Origin of the sequence: Ancylobacter vacuolatus (assembly GCF_030813595.1) — a bacterium.
GTDB lineage: Bacteria > Pseudomonadota > Alphaproteobacteria > Rhizobiales > Xanthobacteraceae > Ancylobacter > Ancylobacter vacuolatus.
The window spans coordinates 1-17866 of record NZ_JAUSUH010000011.1 but is presented as its reverse complement, the minus strand read 5'-3'; the positions used below and the strand labels follow the sequence as shown (position 1 = coordinate 17866).

Below are 17866 nucleotides of genomic sequence, written 5' to 3'. Positions count from 1 at the left end.
CGCGGATGGCGCAGACACAGTGGTGGCAGCGCGGGATCTTCTATCAGGTCTATCCCCGTTCGTTTCAGGACACGAATGACGATGGTATCGGCGATCTCGATGGCATCCGCGCCCGGCTCGACTATCTGGTCGCGCTTGGCATCGACGCGGTCTGGATCTCGCCGATCTTCCCCTCGCCCATGGCGGATTTCGGCTATGACGTGGCCGATTATTGCGGCATCGATCCGATGTTCGGCGACCTCGAGGCCTTTGATCGCCTGATCGAGGAGGCGCATGCCCGCCGCCTCAAAATCGTGCTCGACTTCGTGCCGAACCATACGTCGGACCAGCACTCCTGGTTTGCCGAGAGCCGCGCCTCGCGCGAAAATCCCCGGCGCGACTGGTATATCTGGCGCGATCCCGCGCCCGATGGCGGGCCGCCGAACAACTGGATGAGCAATTTCGGCGGGCCGGCCTGGACCTATGACCCGGCGAGCGGGCAATATTATTACCACGCCTTCCTCAACCAGCAGCCGGACCTGAACTGGCGCAACCCGCAGGTACGCGCCGCGATGCACGACGTGCTGCGCTTCTGGATGGCGCGCGGGGTCGATGGTTTCCGCGTCGATGTGATCTGGCACCTGATGAAGGACGCTGATTTCCGCGACAACCCGCCCAACCCGGAATACGGGCCCGGCGATCCCGACATACGTCGCTTCCTGCAAACCCGCTCGACCGACCAGCCAGACGTGCATGCGATCATCGCCGAGCTGCGCGGGGTGATCGACGAATATGAGGACCGGGTGCTGATCGGCGAGATCTACCTGCCGATCGACCGGCTGGTCACCTATTACGGCGAGAATCTCGAAGGCGCCCACCTGCCGTTCAATTTCCAGTTGATCCACGCCAGCTGGAGCGCGCCCCGCCTCGCCGAGCTGATCGCCGACTATGACGCCGCCGTGCCGGAAGGCGGCTGGCCGAACTGGGTGCTGGGCAATCACGACCAGCCGCGTATCGCCTCGCGCATCGGTGCCCGCCGCGCCCGGGTCGCGGCGATGCTGCTGCTCACCCTGCGCGGCACGCCGACCATGTATTACGGCGACGAGATCGGCATGGAGAATGTGCCGATCGCCACCGAGGACGCCCATGATCCCTGGGAGAAGAACGAGCCGGGGCTTGGCCTCGGTCGCGATCCCGAGCGCACGCCGATGCAGTGGGACGCCTCGCCCAATGCCGGCTTCACTAATGGTCGGCCCTGGCTGCCGCTGGCGGCGGACTTCACCACGCGCAACGTCGCTGTCCAGCTGGAACAGCCCGCGTCGCTGCTCGGGCTCTATCGGGAGCTGATCGCCCTGCGCCGTGACCATCCGGTGCTGCACGCCGGGACCTATCGCAAGATCACCGCATTGGGCGATGTGCTGGTCTTCCTGCGCGAGAGCGCTGAGGAATGCGTGCTGGTGGCGCTCAATCTCGCAGGCACCGCGCAGGACGACATTCCGCTGCCGCCCGGCACCTATGGGCGGGTGCTGCTCTCCACCGAGAGTGACCGTCCGCGCCAGGAGAGGGTGGAGGGCCACCTTTCCCTGCGGCCCAATGAAGGCGTCATCGTCTCGCTGGACGCACGGGGCTAGAGCGGGCGCCGGTCAGCTTGCGGTGCAGGCTGACCGGGAGCGCCTTCTAAAGCTCCGTGCGGCGGAAGGCATAGTCGAGCCCGCCCATGCGGAACCACCGGTAGCCATAGGGTTCCAGCGTGATGGCGTGCCGGCCCTTGCCATCCGCCTCGCTGTGGGTATCCGATAGAAGGTTGACGAGGCGGTTCGGCTCGCCCTCCGGCGGCGTGAGCTTGAACTGCACGCTCACCCCCTCGGGGTGGAAATTGTGCAGGAACACCGCGACGTTGTTGCGCCATTCATAGCGCAGGCACAGCACCGCGTCGTGGCCGACATCGACGACCTTAAAGGCGCCCCAGCCGATCTCCTGCGTCTCCTGCCGGGTGCGGATCATCCGTTCCATCCAGTTGAGGAAGGATTGCGGATCGCGGCGCTGGTCGGCGACGTTCACCTGCTCGAAGCCATAGGCGCCCTCGGAGATGACGGGCAGATGGGTCTTCTCCGCCGCGCTGAAGCCGCCCTGCGGCTCGTTCGACCACTGCATCGGCGTGCGGGCACAATAGCGTTCCGGCAGGCTGAGATCGTCGCCCATGCCGATCTCGTCGCCATAGCGCAGTACCGGCGTGCCGGGCAGCGACAGCATGAGGCTGTAGGCCAGCTCCATCATGCGGCGATCGCCCTTCAGCATCGGGGCGAGCCGGCGGCGGATGCCGCGATCATAGAGTTGCATCGATTTGTCAGGCCCGAACGCCTGGAACACCTCATCACGCTGCGCCGGCGTCAGCCGGCCGAGGTCGAGCTCATCATGGTTGCGCAGGAACAGGCCCCATTGCGCCGTCGCATAGTCCGGCCTCGTGGCGTTCAGTGCCTTCACCAGCGGCTTCATGTCGGCGCTGGCCAGCGCGTAGAACAGCGACTGGTTGACCTGGAAGTTGAACATCATGTGCATGCGGTCGCCGTCTTCGCCGAAATACTTCTTGTCGTCTTCGGGAAGAATGTTGGCCTCCGCCAGGATGATGGCGTCGCCCCGCCGCCACTGCAGGAATTCGCGGAAGGTGCGCAGCATGTTGAAATGCTCGATCGGCTGGCCATCGATGTCCGCCCCCTTCTCGGCGATCACGAAGGGCACAGCGTCCATGCGGAAGCCGGAGACGCCGAGTTCCAGCCAGAACCCCATGATGCGGAGAATTTCCGCCTGCACGTCCGGATTGGCGGTGTTGAGGTCGGGCTGGAAATCGTAGAAGCGGTGGAAATAATATTCCTTAGCCGCCTTGTCATAAGTCCAGGTGGTCTTCTGCACGCCGGGAAACACCATGCCCTCATTGGCGTTCTTCGGCTTGGTCTTCGACCAGACATACCAGTCGCGGTAGGGCGAGTTCGGGTCGGAGCGGGCGGATTTGAACCAGGGATGCTGGTTTGAGGTGTGGTTCACGACGAGGTCGATCAGCACCCGCATGCCGCGCTGCTTGGCGGCGTGGGTGAACTCAACGAAATCGCCCAGCGTGCCGTAGCGGGGATCCACGCCGTAATAGTCTGCGACGTCGTAGCCGTCGTCCTTCCCCGGCGAGACCTGGAACGGCATCAGCCAGATGGCGGTGACGCCGAGGCCGTGGAGATAGTCCAGCCGCCGCATCAGGCCGCGGAAATCGCCTGTCCCGTCGCCGTTCGAATCCATGAAGCCTTCGACGGAGAGGCAATAGACGATGGCGTTCTTGTACCAGAGGTCGGTGATCACGCGCGCGCTCCCGTTGAGATACCCGGGGGCGCAACGCCTCACGCGGCGCGCATGTTCCTCTCACCGCCGCGCGCCGACCTTGGCGGTCATGTTTAACGTGCGAAGGCCGGCGCAGCGCGTCAGAAGCGGTAGTTGAGGCCAATCTTCAGCATCTGCAGGTCGGCCTCATTGGAGGCCTCGCGGCCGTTCACCGTCTCCGAACTCCCGGTGAAGTTCTCGGTGATGACGACGAAGCGGCCGCCGGGGCAGGGGGGCGTCGAGTTGTTGCGGGTACAGCGTGGTGCCGAGGCGCTCGGCGATGGCATCGGCGACGTCGCGGAACAGGCCATCCTGGCGCTCCGCCGGCAGCGCCTCGACCCAGCCCTGCGCCTGCGTGCCGAAGGTGATGATGCCGGCGACCGACACGGCGGCACTGTCGCTGACCCTCCGCTGCCGGACCTGACCCGACGCTTCGCGGCGCTGATCGCAGATCAGCCGCAGCTCACCTCCGGTGAGATTGGCAAGCAGCACCCGGTTGCGCACCGTTCGGTCGCCGTCCACATAGCCGGGCTGGGCGGTCGAGCCGCAGATCGTGGTTACGCTGGTTGTTCGTGGCGACGCGGTGCTTGCTCCTGATCCGGGTGGAGATGGCGCGTGGATTGGCGAGGGCCGCGGGGCCCAGGTGCGACATCTGCATAACCTACTAGCCGCAACCCGGGTTGCGGCGTAGGCGAAGGGGACCAGAGCCCCCTTTCGAACCCCCCGAAGTGCAGGAGTCCCGCCCCGTGTTCGACGCGCCGCAGGCCGTCGATCTGACTGTCGGGACGCCCCGCGTCCCGACGCCCTCCGCGCCGCCGGCGCGCGTAGGGGCTGTCGCCGGGGTCAGGCTCCGCAGATAGCCGTTGGCATTGCTGATCTTGTCACTACGCTCATAGATGGCCGCGAGCGTGATGGCCGCGTACTGCTCGCCCAGAACCCTGCGAGCGTCGTTCCAGGCGCTTGGGCAAATTCCCAGCATCCGGCCGACCAGCTGCGTTGTGGCGATGAACTCCCGCAAGTGCCGGATCTGCCCCCCCAGGTGCCAGCTCCCGTACCGCCGGGCAGGCAGCGAGGACAATGCCGAGAGACAGTTCACGTGGCGAAGGAGTGTCCGGGCACTCGGGCGGCGCGCCGTCGCCCGTCGTTCCAGCCGGCCGTTCGGCGGCTTCAATTTCTATCGAGTGGTCTGGTTTTGAATTCTGTATGTGCCCGCCAGATTGGCGTGCATTGGCGCCCGGAATCGATGAATTGGCGAATGATTCCAATGCCTAACGGATTTCGTCCGACAGCTGAGCGAGGTCGGCTGAAATCGTATCGATGAGCTGGCGCGGCGCGGAGCGCGGAAGCAGCGTGATGATCTCCTGATAGCTCCGCTCCGCCCGCGTCCAGTCACCGGGAATGCCCTCGTGGACACTGACGTCGATCATCTTGACGATGTCGCGGCGAAGCAGCGTGAGACGCTCCCTGGCGACCCTGAAGGCCTTTTTCTCGGCGTGGACAGCGTCGGCGAGATCGCGAAACTCCTCGGCGCGGGCGACTAGCGGGGCGAGATCGAAGCCATAGGCCTGCTCGATCTCGCCGCCGCGACCTCTCCGGGCGAAGCGCTTGCCGTTGGGGCTGTCGCGGCGGATGATCAGGCCGCAATCCACGCGCACGCCGATATGCCGGCGCAATGTGGTCGGCGGCATGCCGTTCGCGCGAGCCGCCAGCTGCTCGTTCGATGGCCAGACTATGATCGCGTCGCCGCCGAGAGCCGTCTCAGGATGGAAGCTGAGCAGGGCGTTCAGGACCGAGAGGGACCGCTCGGTGGCGCCGATCAGCTCCCAGGCCTCGCGGATATCGCGGAAGACCCGCCACTTGTGCACAACCGCGTCCCGCTGGACCGCTCGCGCCGCCATCTGGCTGGCGAGCAGGCGAAGCGTCATCGGCTGCCGCCCGAACGGCGTTATTGTCCGCCCCGAAGACCTGTGATAATTTTCGCCTTGGCTGTCTTCGGTATGATCGCCACTACGGATTGCCCCGCCAGCGTTGCCGCGCTTGGCGGGGTTTCCTTTTTGGGGGTCAGGCGGTTCCGCCCTCATTCGTGCGCGCACGCCGGAACGGCCCGAGAACGAACTCCCCGGATTCTCTCCCTGCCCTGACGCAACAAACACGGTTTGTTCCGCTCCGACGCATGGGGGAGCAGGGACAGGCTTCTGGCTTAAGTGCTGATTTTCCTTGGAAAAAATGGTGCTGCGAGAGAGGATTGAACTCTCGACCTCTCCCTTACCAAGGGAGTGCTCTACCACTGAGCTACCGCAGCGCCGGCTGTTGGCGGCACGGGCCACCAAGGCGCGGGGACGTTTGCCACAGCGCGCCGGCCGGCGCAAGCGTTCGGCGTGCAATTCCCCCGCTGCCTGTGCATGGCGTGCGCAAAGAAGGGGGCGGGACCCGCCAGCGCCGCTCTTTTGTGCCTTTTGCGCCCCTTCCTCCCAAAAGGGGCGCAGGTTAAGGCTCTGCACAGTCGGTGGGCCGCAGGGTGCGGCCAGTGGGGAGCGGCGGCGGGTCCGCTCGTGCCCGGACCAGCGGGAGACGGCGGGATGAGCAGCCAGGAGGAAGCGGCGCGTGCCGAACGGCTGGCGGCGGCGCTGCGCGCCAATCTCGCCCGGCGCAAGCAGCAGGCGCGCGGCCGCAAGGACGCGCCAGAGGCGGCGCAGGAGACGGCGCGCGCCGTGCCGGATTCGCCGACCGGCGACGCGAAGTCGCCGGACCTGTCCGCGCTCCCCGACGCTCCGCCCCGGCCGGACGGCGAGGGCTGAGCGCGCGCGTTGTCGCGCCCGGCCACACGCGGTAGAGATTGACGGGAATTGACGGTGGGTCGCCACGAATCGGCCCCATCGTCCAGACATGCCGCTGCCGACAGGCGCCGGATGCGACATTGTTCCGGGCAATGGACAGGTCGCGCCCTCTGTCGCGCGCTGAAGGAGTATCGAACTTCATGGACCGCATCCGCATCGTCGGCGGCAACCCGCTCAACGGAACGATCCCGATTTCCGGCGCCAAGAACGCCGCCCTGCCGCTGATGATCGCCGGCCTGCTGACCGACGAGAAGCTGGTGCTGGAGAATGTGCCGCGCCTCGCCGACGTGTCGCAGCTGCAGCGCATTCTCGGCAATCACGGCATCGACATCACGGTGAACGGCAAGCGGCGGGGCGACGATGCCTATGCCGGCCAGACGCTGGAGATCGACGCGCGGGTCATCGTCGACACCACGGCGCCGTATGAACTGGTCTCGAAGATGCGGGCGAGCTTCTGGGTCATCGCGCCGCTGCTGGCGCGCATGGGCGAGGCCAAGGTGTCGCTGCCGGGCGGCTGCGCCATCGGCACGCGCCCGGTGGATTTCCATCTCGACGCGCTGCGCGCGCTCGGCGCCGAGATCGAGATCGATGCGGGCTATGTGCTGGCCCGGGCGCCGAAGGGGCTGAAAGGCGCGCGGATCGTCTTCCCCAAGGTCTCGGTCGGCGCCACCCACACGGCGCTGATGGCCGCGAGCCTCGCCGACGGCGAGACGATCATCGAGAACGCCGCGCGTGAGCCGGAGATCGTCGATGTCGCCGATTGCATCAACGCCATGGGCGGCCGGGTCGAGGGGCAGGGCACGTCCACCATTCGCGTCGTCGGCGTGCCGCGCCTCAAGGGCGCCCGCCACAGCGTGCTGCCGGACCGCATCGAGACCGGCACCTATGCGATGGCGGTGGCGATGACCGGCGGCGATGTGCTGCTGTCCGGCGCGCGGGCGGATTTGCTGGAATCGGCGCTCGATACGCTGCGCGAGGCTGGCGCGGAAATCACCGTCTCCAATGAAGGCCTGCGGGTGAAGCGCAATGGCGCCGGCATTTCCCCGGTCACGGTGACGACCGAGCCTTTCCCGGGCTTTCCGACCGATCTGCAGGCGCAGCTCATGGCGCTCACCACAAGGGCACGCGGCACCTCGCGCATCACCGAGACCATTTTCGAGAACCGCTTCATGCATGTGCAGGAACTGGCCCGGCTTGGCGCGCGCATCCATCTCGACGGCGAGACCGCCACCATTGAGGGTGTGGAGCGGCTGAAGGGCGCGCCGGTGATGGCCACCGACCTGCGCGCCTCGGTCTCGCTGGTCATCGGCGCGCTGGCCGCCGAGGGCGAGAGCATGATCCACCGCGTCTACCATCTCGATCGCGGCTTCGAGCGGCTGGAGGAGAAGCTCTCGGCCTGCGGTGCCGAAATCGAGCGGCTGGCCGGCTGAGCGGGCGTCTACGCAGTCTCACCGGGCCCCTTGCCGATGCGGCTGCGCGGCGCCATCTGGGCGACAGGCAAGCAGGCGGAGAGAAAACATGGCCGGGTTGAAGCTGATTGCGCTCGATAGCGAGGATCTCGCGGTTCTCTCGGTGCATCTGCAGGACGCGGTGGTCGCGCTGGGCGACATGACCTTCCTGCCGAAAGAGCAGCGCTTCGTGCTGCTCGCCAACCGCTTCGACTGGGAGAAGGCTATCCAGGCCGAGGCGATGGCCGACATCGACGCGCCGATCGGCGCGGCTGCGGCCGCCGCCGGCCCCTGCGTGCGGCGCCGGGCGGGCCTGCGTTTCGAGCGGGTGCGCGGGGCCCGGGTGCGCGGGCTCGACCTCAAGAAGAAGCAGGGGGTCCTCAACCTGCTGGCCCTGACCTTCGAGGAGATCGAGGCGCCTTCCGGCACCGTGACCTTCCTGTTCTCCGGCGGCGGCGAGGTGCAGCTCGATGTCGAATGCCTGGAGGCGGGGCTGGAGGATCTTGGGCCGGCCTGGGACGCCAAGGGAACGCCCTGCCACGAGGTGGAGTGAGGGGCACCCGAGGTCGGGGGCCCGTCTGCGATGCGGGATGGCAGGGCCTTGTCGGAATGCGCTTGTCTTCGGCGAGCGCGGTTGCGATAGGACAAGCCAAAATCGGTGCCTGCGCTTTTGCGCGGCCTTGCGCCTGCTGCGCGTGCGCGGCGGCCCGGCCCGCAGGACCCTGGGCGCCGGCTCTCGACGCGCAGGACCGCCGACCCGCAGGATTCCGACATGCCGCTTCGCCTCGACACACGCTCCCCCGATTTTGCTGAGCGCTTCCGCGCCTTCCTCGGCACCAAGCGCGAGGTGTCGGCCGATGTCGCGCAGGCGGTGGCGCATATTGTCGAGGAGGTGCGCCAGCACGGCGATGCGGCGCTGATCGCCCTCTCCAAGACCTTCGACCGCGTCGATCTCGGCGCGCTCGGCATCCGCGTGACCGACGAGGAAATCGCGGCGGCGGTCGCGGCCTCCGATCCGGCGACGCGCGAGGCGCTGGCCTTCGCCCATGGCCGCATCCGCTCCCACCACCAGCGCCAGCTGCCGACAAGCGGCCGCTATGTCGATGCCGCCGGGGTCGAGCTGGGCCATCGCTGGACGGCGGTGGACGCGGTCGGGCTCTATGTGCCCGGCGGCACCGCCGCCTATCCCTCGTCCGTGCTGATGAATGCCGTGCCGGCCAAGGTGGCGGGGGTAGGGCGCCTCGCCATGGTGGTGCCGGCGCCCGACGGGGTGCTCAACCCGCTGGTGCTCGCCGCCGCCGACCTCGCCGGGGTTGACGAGGTGTACCGCGTCGGCGGGGCGCAGGCCATCGCCGCGCTGGCCTATGGGACGCAGACCATCGCTCCCGTCGCCAAGATCGTCGGCCCGGGCAACGCCTATGTGGCGGCGGCCAAGCGCCATGTCTTCGGCACGGTGGGCATCGACATGGTGGCCGGCCCCTCCGAGGTGCTGGTCATCGCCGATGGCGAGCAGAATCCGGACTGGATCGCCGCCGATCTTCTCGCCCAGGCCGAGCACGACACCGCCGCCCAATCGATCCTCATGACCGACGATGCGGCGCTGGCCGAAGCGGTGATCGCCGCCGTCGAGCGCCAGCTCGCCACTCTGCCGCGCCGGGACATCGCGGCGAAGAGCTGGGCCGAGTTCGGCGCGGTGATCCTGCTCGGCAGCCTCATTGAGGCGCCGGCGCTGGCGAACCGCCTCGCCCCCGAGCATCTGGAGATCATGGCGGCGGATGCCGAAACGCTGGCCGACGCCATCCATCATGCCGGCGCCATCTTCCTCGGCGCCCATACGCCGGAAGCGATCGGCGACTATGTCGGCGGCTCCAACCATGTGCTGCCGACCGCGCGCTCGGCGCGCTTCTCCTCGGGGCTTGGCGTGCTCGACTTCATGAAGCGCACCTCTATCCTCAAATGCGGGCCGGAGCAGCTTCGCGCGCTCGGCCCGGCGGCGATCGCGCTCGGCGAGGCGGAGGGTCTCAGTGCCCATGCCCGCTCCGTCGCGATCCGGCTCAACCTCTGACGGCCGCCCGATGGCCGGGGAGGATCCCTATGTCGAGACCCGCCGCCTGGCGGCGGTGACGCTGGACGGCGCCTCCATCGGCCGTTCCAATGTCGATGTCGAGCATGAGCGGGCCGTTGCCATCTATGATCTGCTGGCCGAGAACAGCTTTGCCCCGCACGGCGATACCGCGCCCGGCCCCTATTGCCTCGCTATCTCGCTGAGCGAGGGGCGCCTCGTGCTGGATGTCACCCGCGAGGACGGCGCCCCGGTCGTGCAGCACCAGCTGTCGCTCAGCCCGCTGCGGCGGGTGGTGCGCGATTATTTCATGGTCTGCGAGAGCTATTATTCGGCGATCCGCACCGCCAGCCCGTCGCAGATCGAGGCCATCGACATGGGCCGGCGCGGCCTGCACAACGAGGCTTCCGAACTGCTGCGCGAGCGGCTGAAGGACAAGATCGCCCTCGATTTCGGCACGGCCCGGCGCCTGTTCACGCTGGTCTGTGCCCTGCACTGGAAAGGCTGAGCGTGGCCGCGCCCGGCACCTTTGAAGGTGCGGCGGCCGGCCCCGGCCCGGCCCCGCGTCGGGATCGGCCGCAATCGGTGCTGTTCATGTGTGGGCAGAACAGCGTGCGCTCGCCGATGGCGGCGGTGCTGGCGCGGCATCTGTTCGGCCGCTCGCTTTATGTCGGCTCGGCCGGCGTGCTCAAGGGCGAGACCGACCCCTTCGTGACCGCCGCCATCGACGAGGTGGGGCTCGACCTGTCCCGCCACCGGCCGCAGACACTGGAGGAGCTGGAGGAGAATGAGGGCCTCGGCTTCGATCTCGTCATCACCCTCTCGCCCGACGCCCATCACCGGGCGCTGGAGCTCACCCGCACCAACGCCATCGACGTGGAATATTGGCCGACCCCCGACCCGACGCTGGCGAGCGGCAATCGCGAGCAGCGCCTCGACGCCTATCGCGGCGTGCGCGACGAGCTGGAGCGGCGCATCCGCACCCGCTTCCGTCCGCGATGAGCGGGGTGGGTAGTGCGCGAAAAGCGTTCAACTTTGCCCGGACATGCTCTAGCGTGCCGGCGAATTGGACCGCCGGGCCTGCCGGCGGAAAAGGAGTGACTGCGTGAGCGCCCGCCCGAAACTGGTGCTGGCCTCGGGCTCGCCGCGCCGCCTGGCGCTGCTGGCCCAGGCCGGAATCGAACCCGATGCCCTGCTGCCGGCCGATATTGACGAGACGCCGGAGCGCGGCGAGCTTCCCCGCCGGCTGGCGCTGCGCCTGGCGCGCGAGAAGCTCGACGCTTCCGATGCGCGCCGCCGGACGCTGGGCGAGCATGAAGGCGCCTTCCTGCTCGCCGCCGATACGGTGGTGGCAGTGGGACGGCGCATCCTGCCCAAGCCCGATGTCTCGGAAGAGGCGGCCGAGTGCCTGCGCCTGCTCTCCGGCCGCGCCCACCGTGTCTATACCGGCCTCGCGCTGATGACGCCGAAGGGTGGCATTCGCACCCGTCTGGTCGAAACAAGGGTGCGCTTCAAGCGCCTCTCGCGCGAGGAGATGGACGCCTATCTCGCCGCCCGCGAATGGGAGGGCAAAGCCGGCGGCTACGCCATTCAGGGCCTCGCCGGCGTGTTCGTGGTCAAGCTGGTAGGCTCCTACACCAATGTCGTCGGCCTGCCGCTCGCCGAGACGGTGGCGCTGCTCGGCGGCGAGCGCTTCCCGGTCTATCAGCGCTGGGGCCACCCGGAATGAGCGCCGCCGTCCCGCCCGCCGCCGCCGGCAAGCCCTGCCCGATCTGCGGCAAGCCGATGGTGGAAAAGTACAAGCCCTTCTGTTCCGCCCGCTGCGCCGATATCGACCTGCATCGCTGGCTCACCGGCGCCTATGCGATCCCGGTCACGGAGAATGACGACGAGGACGGCGAGGAACCCTCCCTCGCCCCGAAGCCGCCGCACGAGGCCTGAGGCGCAGGTTGCGTGCGGGACCTCCGGCGCCCGGTGCTCGCTATCGCCGACCTTCGCTCGGAGACAACACGCGCCAGGCAGCTTTCGATCCCAGCCGGTCGGAGCCTGTTCCAGGGGTGGCCGAGGACTGGCGGGCCCTCCCTCGCCTCCCGGCGACCTTGCGATCGGCCAGCTAAGGGGCGCCTCGATCGAAGGAGCCGATGACGCGCTCCGCCATGCCCCTGGCTAAGCCGTGCCGGCGGGAATGCTGCGCCGGCTGTCCGGACGCCGCACGGGCTGTGGCCCACCGCAAGCCGGCCGCCGCCACGCGCTGGCGTATTGCTGCAAGGCGAGCGTGGAGTTCCGGCGAGGCGCCACGTCCCGTGCCCGGTCGGCGCGGCTTGTCTGCGCTCCTGAAGCTGCCGCCCGACGCCGAGCTGCGGGCGCTGCGGGAACGCAGTTCTGGGGAAAGCCGGAATTTCCCTTTGCCTGGATATGGACAGGGCGCGGCCAAGACTCTATAACCCGCCCGCTCCGCATGGCTTGAAGCCTTGCCGGCTACGCCCAGGTAGCTCAGTTGGTAGAGCATGCGACTGAAAATCGCAGTGTCGGCGGTTCGACTCCGTCCCTGGGCACCATTTCCTAGTCTGGCACAGTCCGACTAGGTCCGGAAAACCTAGCAATATCAACGAAAACAAGCCTGTTGATGGTCCGGCGTCATCCAGCGCCGTCCGGGTGCATCCAACAAAATTGTTGGTATGGTTGTTGGTATCGATTTGGCAGGGTGTTGGTATCGCCCTGAAGTCGGGTGCCGCAATGCCGCTTTCAGATGCCGCCTGCCGGGGCGCCAAGCCGGCCGATTCACTGAAAAAGCTGTCGGATGGCGGTGGTCTGCAGCTGTGGGTGCAGCCCTCTGGCGCGAAGCTATGGCGACTGGCCTATCGCTTTGGCGGCAAGCAGAAGCTGCTCGCCATCGGCCCCTATCCACTGGTGTCGTTGAGCGATGCCCGGCAGACCAGGGACGAGGCCAAGAGGGCGCTGCTGGCGGGGCAGGACCCTTCGGAAGTGAAGCGGGCAACGATTGCGGCGGCCAAGGCAGGGCCGACCTTCAAGGACATTGCGGAGGAGTACCTCGCCAAGCAGCGGCGGGCGAAGCGAGCGGAGCGCACTCTTGAGAAGCTAGAGTGGCTTCTTGGCTTGGCATATGCCGAGCTCGGCAGGCGTCCTTTGGACTCGATCAAGGCGGCCGACATATTTCCAGTTCTTCACGAGGTGGAGTTACGCGGCAAGCACGAGACAGCCCGGCGGCTGCGCTCCACCATTGGCGCAGTGTTTCGCTACGCGATCTCCACTGGTCGCGGCGAGGCGGACCCGACTATGGCCCTGAAGGGCTCTCTGACTGCACCGACCGTCACGCCACGGGCTGCCGTCACCGAACCGAAGAAGCTGGGAGGCCTGCTGAGGGCCATCGACGGATTTGACGGGCAGCCTACCACCCACGCGGCCTTGAAGCTGATGGCGGTCCTCTTCCCACGCCCCGGCGAACTGCGCGCGGCAGAGTGGGCGGAGTTCGATTTCGAGAAGGCCGAGTGGACCATTCCTGCCTCCCGGGCGAAGATGCGTCGGCCGCACCGCATGCCGCTGCCGCCTCAGGCGGTCGCGATCCTCGAAGACCTGCGCCGCTTCACCGGTCGCGGGACATTGCTATTTCCGTCGGTCCGGACCGTTCTTCGCCCTATCTCCGAGAACACGCTGAACGCGGCGCTGCGCCGTCTTGGCTATGCTCAGGATGAGGTCACCTCCCACGGTTTCCGCGCCACCGCCTCCACACTGCTGAACGAATGCGGCCTCTGGCATGCTGACGCGATCGAGCGGCAGCTCGCCCATGTCGAGGGCAACGCAGTCCGCCGCGCCTACGCCCGTGGCGAGCACTGGGATGAGCGGGTGCGTATGATGGCTTGGTGGGCGGATTATCTGGACGGGTTGCGCGTCGCCCCGGCCTGACAACGGTGGATCGCCGACGAGTCAACGGACCCCGCTCTGGGTGAGATTCGTTGCTCTGCGTGAAGATGAGCTCCTAGAATCGCTGGACGAATCAGCGTTGGAGCACTTGTGATGGTCTTCGGGGAAATGGCTGCTGATATTCTTCTCTGGCGGTTCCCCGCCCTTCCGGAAGATGTCGTGTTCGACATCATCGAAGCGAATGCGCGGGAGCGGGAATTTGTGCCGGACGCGCGCGGCTTGAAGCGAATCTGGAAGGAGATGAGGCGCTCCGAGAAGGCAGCGCTTTTCGAAGATTACGATCGGGCCGATGACGGCTTCGGACCGGAACGGCAGGCTGTCCTGAGCGCCACCGTTGCCGAGGCCGTGAAGTTCGACAACGATCTGTATTTCAAGCCAGACGAGGAGATTCACGAGCTCTATGCCCAGATGGCGCGGGAGCAGTCTGTTGTCTTCGATAAGGTGCGCTCGGAGTTCGACAGGGATGCCTTCTTCAATGAGCCGGAAGCCACGGCCGATTTCAGCGTCTGGATGCAGATGCCAATGTGGACCGTCAACGAGGCCGCGGCGCTGTCCTTGGGCAAGAACCCCGACATATTAACGCCCAAGAGCATGAAAGCCATCAGGCGGAGCAAATCGAATTTCGCTCAGGTCTATGCCTTCCGGCGCACCGCCATCAAACGTGCCGTGAGCGGAGGTCACTTCAAAGACCCGATGCCCCGCGCGGACTTCATCAGATGGGCGGCGGAGCACCAGATAGCCCTTCCCGAGCCGTTGGCGGCGGTTGCTGCCGGCCTGCCAGAGTCTTTGCCTTCGCCGCAGGAGCGGATCGCCGGCCGCATTAGATCAGCACATCAAGCCGCGGCAACCAAGCGCGAAGACAAGAGCTTCCACAAGATGATTGCTGGAATGGCAGTAAGATACTATAAATGTGGAAATGACGCTATGTTTTCGCAGGCTGTGAAAGCAATAACAAGCGATGTACATCAGATAGGGCATGACATAGACGACGATACCGTTCGAAAGCACTTGAAGGACGCATTAGCATTGCCGACTAATAAAAAAGTCATCTGAAATCGGCTCGCCGAATTCGTCACGATCAGATATCTGATCGTCCTGCTCAGCGATTGTTGCGCTTAATCAACTCTCCCACCAGACGGCCTTTCGCCGCTCCGGTCATAAGGGAGACGCAGCGATGTTGAATATTGAAGGCAAGTTCGCACACGGCCAGCCTCGGCAGCGAGCTGGGACGAGCGAAACAGATTGCGCAACTCAGCCTATCGACCGATTCCAACTGACCCGCGCGCAATTCGACGAGGGTTATCTACGGGTCGCCGGGATCGTCGCGCCGAAGGGTCTGCTGCCGATCGGCCGCTCGACGTGGCACGAGTGGGTCGCCAAAGGTAAAGTCGCTGCCGGCATCAAGCTGAGCCCCGGCGTGACGGTCTGGCCGCGCGCTTACATCGCCAATCTGGTCCTCACCCTCCAGCAGGGGGGTGAGTGACATGGGCATCATCAAGTCGTCTGGAAAGGCTGATAGTAGCGTCCGTACCGTAGTCAGCGATGCTGCGAAGCTTCGGACTGATTATCGCCGGATGCTGCAGGCCCAACGCACCGAACTCCGGCGCATCCTCCAGCGTGCCTACGCGGCGGCGACACCTCTCCTCAAGTCGAAGGTCACTTGGCGTGCTTTCGTCGCGGACCCGGTATGGAAAAGGCTGGGCGTGGAGCGCCCTGAACACAGCCAGCAGGAGAACGCTCAACTGCACTTTCTACGGCTGGTGCTACATGCCACGCCGCAAAAGAAGAATGCGCGTGACAAGGCCGGAAAATACGCGCGGGCGCTTGATGTGTTGCGTTCGGAGGATTGCGCGGCCGGTGACGTCGCCGCAGAAATCAAGGCGCGCACCATAGAAGGACTGGCGCGCTCGAAGTCTCAGAATGGCGGGGCAATCATTCGCGCGAAGGACGAGCGCAACACCGAGGCGCGACGTTCACCGCCCGTCGACCTCGAAGATCGGATGACCAGCAGCCCCTCAATGCTTCAGGAACGCGGGACTCCCGATCACGCGACGGAAAAGCGCAGCGCCGAAGCCCGGGGCGTGCCGCCTCTCGAAATCGAAAATCCGGTGATTGGCGGCCTGTTTATGTCGGCGAAGACCGAAAGGGCTCTTCGGCAGATGGATGGCCGACGCGCGGCGATCATCGCTCACATCGAAGTCATGAACGACGTCATCATCATCACGACATTTTCGGTGAAAGCGGCGCCGTAACACCACCTCAATGCGGCGGGCGCGCGGACATAATCATCGCGCCCGCCACGGGCTCGGAGCCCCCCTGCATCAGTCCCCTTGATCAGCTGGCGACGCGTTACGCGTCTGCGATCGCGCCAATCAAGCCGGCAGTCGCACACGCTTGTAACGCAGTCGGCGCACTCAACACCCCCAAATCGACCCGTAAATGACCTCACGTAGCCGCCTACGGCCCGTTTGAGCAAACAACAGGTATGTCATGACAACAAGCATCAAGCCTAAGCAAACAAAGTCCTGGACCTTCCCGACGTTAAAGGCCTTTAGGGACAGGCACCTGAAAGTCGCCCTTGAGTTGGACCGCTATCTCCACTTTCCTCGCAAGGGAAAACAGACCCTCGATTTTTTTCAGCTGCGGGGACTGAAGAAAGAATCGTCTCCCTACTGGCTGGCTAGCAATGTCCACTCGCGCATCGCCTTCATGGAAATTGTCGAGCGACGGTTCCGGAAATTCTTGAGGAGCAAGCCCGCTTCGAAGATGCCGATGGCCATGGTCACGTTGTTGAGCAAGGAGTTCGTGATCCCGATCACAGAAGCGGAGACCTATGACACGTCCGAGCTCGCGAGTTGGACGCGACGCACGCTGGCCGGCTTCAACTACATCGGCATGGTGGAGGCCGCACTGATCGGTAACGTGCGCCTGAGCGCCGAAGGGAAACCCGAATGGGTCGTGCACTTCCACACCCACTGTTTGGTATGGGACTTCGACCGTAAAGAACTTGCCAATCGTGAGATCGAGATCAACCGGGCGTTCGAGTCATGGCGTCCGGGGATAACGGTGATGAAAGTCACACCCACCAGCCCAGAGAACTGCCTGAAGCGATTGAGATACATCTTCAAGGGTCAACTCACCGGCCACAAGATCAGTCCGAAGCGAGCATGGGAGGCGGCAGGTCGCAGCGGGGTGCCTGTACGGCGGGAGACTGGGTTCTTTACCTTCTATAGCTATCCGCTGAGGCCGGCCGAGATGGTGCGGATGGTGCGCGTCATGGCCAACCGCACTCTCGACAAACTGATGCTTGCTGGCGGACCGGAGGGCAACGCACTCTATACCGAGATAAGGCGCGAAGCGCTCCTGAAGGTACCCCGCAGACATCGCGAGGAGGAGGGCCAGCTGTTCCTCGACCGTACCTATCCCGACGATGAGGACGCAGCCTAGAACCCCGCGTCACCGAGATGGTGACGCGGGCCCACGCGGGTAGGGGCTGGTCGTGAGACATGCCGGCCCCTACCTCCTTTGGAGCACCTCGCTTCGAGTTGGCCTTCTGGCTAGGCAGCGGCCCCCCGCTACTTCCTCACCGGCCCGAGCCCCGGCGCGAGGGTGCGGACGTCACGCCCGCTGCGTAGCTGCATGCAGAGCCTCACCGTCTTGGTGACCCAGCAGGCACCATCGACCTCATCGAAGCTGCTACCTCCGCTGACGAAGCCGAGACTTTGGTCGATGAGATCGGAGCCCGGCATGGCATTCCAGTAGAGATATTGCTCGCGTCGCATCTCCCGGCCTTCTCCGTCGTAGCTGCTGGTGAGGCGGAAGGCATAGGAGAGATCGTACTGTTGGGCGCCACCATCGTACATGTAAATATCGACGGATTTCTCGAGTCCCTCCTCGTCGACAATGAGGGCGCAGGCTTGATCGGCAATCATCCGCATGCGGGACTGACCGCGCGCGACGACAGCGGAGAAGGTGCAGTAGCCACCGATGAGAAGCCGGCCTCGCTTGATCCTGATCTCGGGGTCGCTTGTGGGTTCGCCGACGTTCTGTGCCTGGAGCGGCTGGGTGGCGAGCAACAGCGCGATAGCAGCGCCTGCGGCGGTCTTGGCCATGGTCGATCCTAAGGGTGCGATATGTGGTGAGGGCTGGCGCAGTTGCGCGTCCGCCTCAGCCGGAAGTCCGTGCGGCGGTTGTGGCGAGGGCGCCATGGTGTTGGGTAGACACCCGCCACACGC

The 17866-nt window shown here is 65.7% G+C and carries 19 protein-coding genes and 2 tRNA genes; 15 read left to right on the top strand and 6 right to left on the bottom strand.

Annotation, left to right across the window (positions count from 1 at the left end; translation table 11 throughout):
* The first annotated feature begins 5 nt into the window (after nt 1-5).
* Nucleotides 6-1610 carry an alpha-amylase family glycosyl hydrolase gene (locus tag J2S76_RS19285; protein WP_307063112.1) on the top strand — a complete coding sequence of 535 codons (1605 nt, stop codon included), beginning with the start codon at nt 6-8 and terminating at the stop codon, nt 1608-1610.
* Between the two features lie 46 nt (nt 1611-1656).
* On the opposite strand, the gene J2S76_RS19280 is transcribed toward J2S76_RS19285, so the two are convergent.
* The 5 genes from J2S76_RS19280 to J2S76_RS19260 form a co-directional block, all read right to left on the bottom strand.
* A complete protein-coding gene (locus J2S76_RS19280; protein ID WP_307063110.1) occupies nt 1657-3324 on the bottom strand; it encodes an alpha-amylase family protein in 1668 nt (555 codons plus the stop codon).
* A gap of 165 nt (nt 3325-3489) precedes the next feature.
* A complete protein-coding gene (locus J2S76_RS19275) occupies nt 3490-3846 on the bottom strand; it encodes a hypothetical protein (protein ID WP_307063107.1) in 357 nt (118 codons plus the stop codon).
* Nucleotides 3847-4006: 160 nt separating this feature from the next.
* A complete protein-coding gene (repC, locus tag J2S76_RS19270) occupies nt 4007-4438 on the bottom strand; it encodes a replication initiation protein RepC (protein ID WP_307063106.1) in 432 nt (143 codons plus the stop codon).
* Between the two features lie 172 nt (nt 4439-4610).
* Entirely contained in the window at nt 4611-5495 is an 885-nt protein-coding gene (gene repC, locus J2S76_RS19265) for a plasmid replication protein RepC (protein WP_307063104.1), read from the bottom strand.
* A 74-nt stretch (nt 5496-5569) separates the two neighbouring features.
* Nucleotides 5570-5644, bottom strand: a tRNA-Thr gene (locus tag J2S76_RS19260).
* A 277-nt stretch (nt 5645-5921) separates the two neighbouring features.
* Here J2S76_RS19260 and J2S76_RS19255 point away from each other — a divergent pair.
* From J2S76_RS19255 to J2S76_RS19190, 14 genes are all read left to right on the top strand, one after another.
* A complete protein-coding gene (locus tag J2S76_RS19255) occupies nt 5922-6140 on the top strand; it encodes a hypothetical protein (protein ID WP_307063102.1) in 219 nt (72 codons plus the stop codon).
* Nucleotides 6141-6319: 179 nt separating this feature from the next.
* The gene (murA, locus tag J2S76_RS19250; protein ID WP_307063100.1) at nt 6320-7609 is read left to right on the top strand and encodes a UDP-N-acetylglucosamine 1-carboxyvinyltransferase; all 1290 of its coding nucleotides are present in this window, start codon (nt 6320-6322) and stop codon (nt 7607-7609) included.
* 88 nt (nt 7610-7697) lie between these two features.
* Nucleotides 7698-8180, top strand: a complete 483-nt coding sequence (locus tag J2S76_RS19245; RefSeq protein ID WP_307063098.1) for a DUF2948 family protein — start codon at nt 7698-7700, stop codon at nt 8178-8180.
* Between the two features lie 219 nt (nt 8181-8399).
* On the top strand, nt 8400-9692 hold the full coding sequence (gene hisD / locus J2S76_RS19240) for a histidinol dehydrogenase (protein ID WP_307063096.1): 1293 nt from the start codon (nt 8400-8402) through the stop codon (nt 9690-9692).
* Nucleotides 9693-9702: 10 nt separating this feature from the next.
* Nucleotides 9703-10197 (top strand): UPF0262 family protein, encoded by a 495-nt coding sequence (locus J2S76_RS19235; protein ID WP_307063095.1) that lies wholly within the window; start codon nt 9703-9705, stop codon nt 10195-10197.
* A gap of 86 nt (nt 10198-10283) precedes the next feature.
* The gene (locus J2S76_RS19230) at nt 10284-10691 is read left to right on the top strand and encodes an arsenate-mycothiol transferase ArsC (protein ID WP_245261645.1); all 408 of its coding nucleotides are present in this window, start codon (nt 10284-10286) and stop codon (nt 10689-10691) included.
* Nucleotides 10692-10794: 103 nt separating this feature from the next.
* The gene (locus tag J2S76_RS19225) at nt 10795-11418 is read left to right on the top strand and encodes a Maf-like protein (RefSeq protein WP_307063094.1); all 624 of its coding nucleotides are present in this window, start codon (nt 10795-10797) and stop codon (nt 11416-11418) included.
* Nucleotides 11415-11630 carry a DNA gyrase inhibitor YacG gene (gene yacG / locus J2S76_RS19220; RefSeq protein WP_307063092.1) on the top strand — a complete coding sequence of 72 codons (216 nt, stop codon included), beginning with the start codon at nt 11415-11417 and terminating at the stop codon, nt 11628-11630. Before J2S76_RS19225 ends, yacG begins: the two co-directional genes overlap by 4 nt.
* Before the next feature lie 541 nt (nt 11631-12171).
* Nucleotides 12172-12247 (top strand) — tRNA-Phe (locus J2S76_RS19215).
* 178 nt (nt 12248-12425) lie between these two features.
* The gene (locus tag J2S76_RS19210) at nt 12426-13613 is read left to right on the top strand and encodes a tyrosine-type recombinase/integrase (protein ID WP_307063090.1); all 1188 of its coding nucleotides are present in this window, start codon (nt 12426-12428) and stop codon (nt 13611-13613) included.
* A 111-nt stretch (nt 13614-13724) separates the two neighbouring features.
* The gene (locus J2S76_RS19205) at nt 13725-14684 is read left to right on the top strand and encodes a hypothetical protein (RefSeq protein ID WP_307063088.1); all 960 of its coding nucleotides are present in this window, start codon (nt 13725-13727) and stop codon (nt 14682-14684) included.
* Nucleotides 14685-14805: 121 nt separating this feature from the next.
* Complete coding sequence (locus J2S76_RS19200) at nt 14806-15114, top strand: helix-turn-helix transcriptional regulator (RefSeq protein WP_307063086.1); 309 nt, start codon at nt 14806-14808, stop codon at nt 15112-15114.
* A 1-nt stretch (nt 15115) separates the two neighbouring features.
* Nucleotides 15116-15883, top strand: coding sequence for a hypothetical protein (locus tag J2S76_RS19195; protein ID WP_307063084.1), 768 nt, complete (start codon nt 15116-15118; stop codon nt 15881-15883).
* A gap of 238 nt (nt 15884-16121) precedes the next feature.
* On the top strand, nt 16122-17078 hold the full coding sequence (locus J2S76_RS19190; protein ID WP_307063082.1) for a hypothetical protein: 957 nt from the start codon (nt 16122-16124) through the stop codon (nt 17076-17078).
* 128 nt (nt 17079-17206) lie between these two features.
* On the opposite strand, the gene J2S76_RS19185 is transcribed toward J2S76_RS19190, so the two are convergent.
* A complete protein-coding gene (locus J2S76_RS19185) occupies nt 17207-17743 on the bottom strand; it encodes a hypothetical protein (RefSeq protein ID WP_307063080.1) in 537 nt (178 codons plus the stop codon).
* Between the last annotated feature and the right edge of the window lie 123 nt (nt 17744-17866).

Excerpts from the sequence above, each read along its gene's own strand:
- J2S76_RS19285 (WP_307063112.1), top strand. The coding sequence starts at position 6 with ATGGCGCAGACACAGTGGTGGCAGCGCGGGATCTTCTATCAGGTCTAT.
- J2S76_RS19255 (WP_307063102.1), top strand. The coding sequence starts at position 5,922 with ATGAGCAGCCAGGAGGAAGCGGCGCGTGCCGAACGGCTGGCGGCGGCG.
- murA (WP_307063100.1), top strand. The coding sequence starts at position 6,320 with ATGGACCGCATCCGCATCGTCGGCGGCAACCCGCTCAACGGAACGATC.
- J2S76_RS19245 (WP_307063098.1), top strand. The coding sequence starts at position 7,698 with ATGGCCGGGTTGAAGCTGATTGCGCTCGATAGCGAGGATCTCGCGGTT.
- hisD (WP_307063096.1), top strand. The coding sequence starts at position 8,400 with ATGCCGCTTCGCCTCGACACACGCTCCCCCGATTTTGCTGAGCGCTTC.
- J2S76_RS19235 (WP_307063095.1), top strand. The coding sequence starts at position 9,703 with ATGGCCGGGGAGGATCCCTATGTCGAGACCCGCCGCCTGGCGGCGGTG.
- J2S76_RS19230 (WP_245261645.1), top strand. The coding sequence starts at position 10,284 with ATGTGTGGGCAGAACAGCGTGCGCTCGCCGATGGCGGCGGTGCTGGCG.
- yacG (WP_307063092.1), top strand. The coding sequence starts at position 11,415 with ATGAGCGCCGCCGTCCCGCCCGCCGCCGCCGGCAAGCCCTGCCCGATC.
- J2S76_RS19210 (WP_307063090.1), top strand. The coding sequence starts at position 12,426 with ATGCCGCTTTCAGATGCCGCCTGCCGGGGCGCCAAGCCGGCCGATTCA.
- J2S76_RS19205 (WP_307063088.1), top strand. The coding sequence starts at position 13,725 with ATGGTCTTCGGGGAAATGGCTGCTGATATTCTTCTCTGGCGGTTCCCC.
- J2S76_RS19200 (WP_307063086.1), top strand. The coding sequence starts at position 14,806 with ATGTTGAATATTGAAGGCAAGTTCGCACACGGCCAGCCTCGGCAGCGA.
- J2S76_RS19195 (WP_307063084.1), top strand. The coding sequence starts at position 15,116 with ATGGGCATCATCAAGTCGTCTGGAAAGGCTGATAGTAGCGTCCGTACC.
- J2S76_RS19190 (WP_307063082.1), top strand. The coding sequence starts at position 16,122 with ATGACAACAAGCATCAAGCCTAAGCAAACAAAGTCCTGGACCTTCCCG.
- J2S76_RS19185 (WP_307063080.1), bottom strand. The coding sequence starts at position 17,743 with ATGGCCAAGACCGCCGCAGGCGCTGCTATCGCGCTGTTGCTCGCCACC.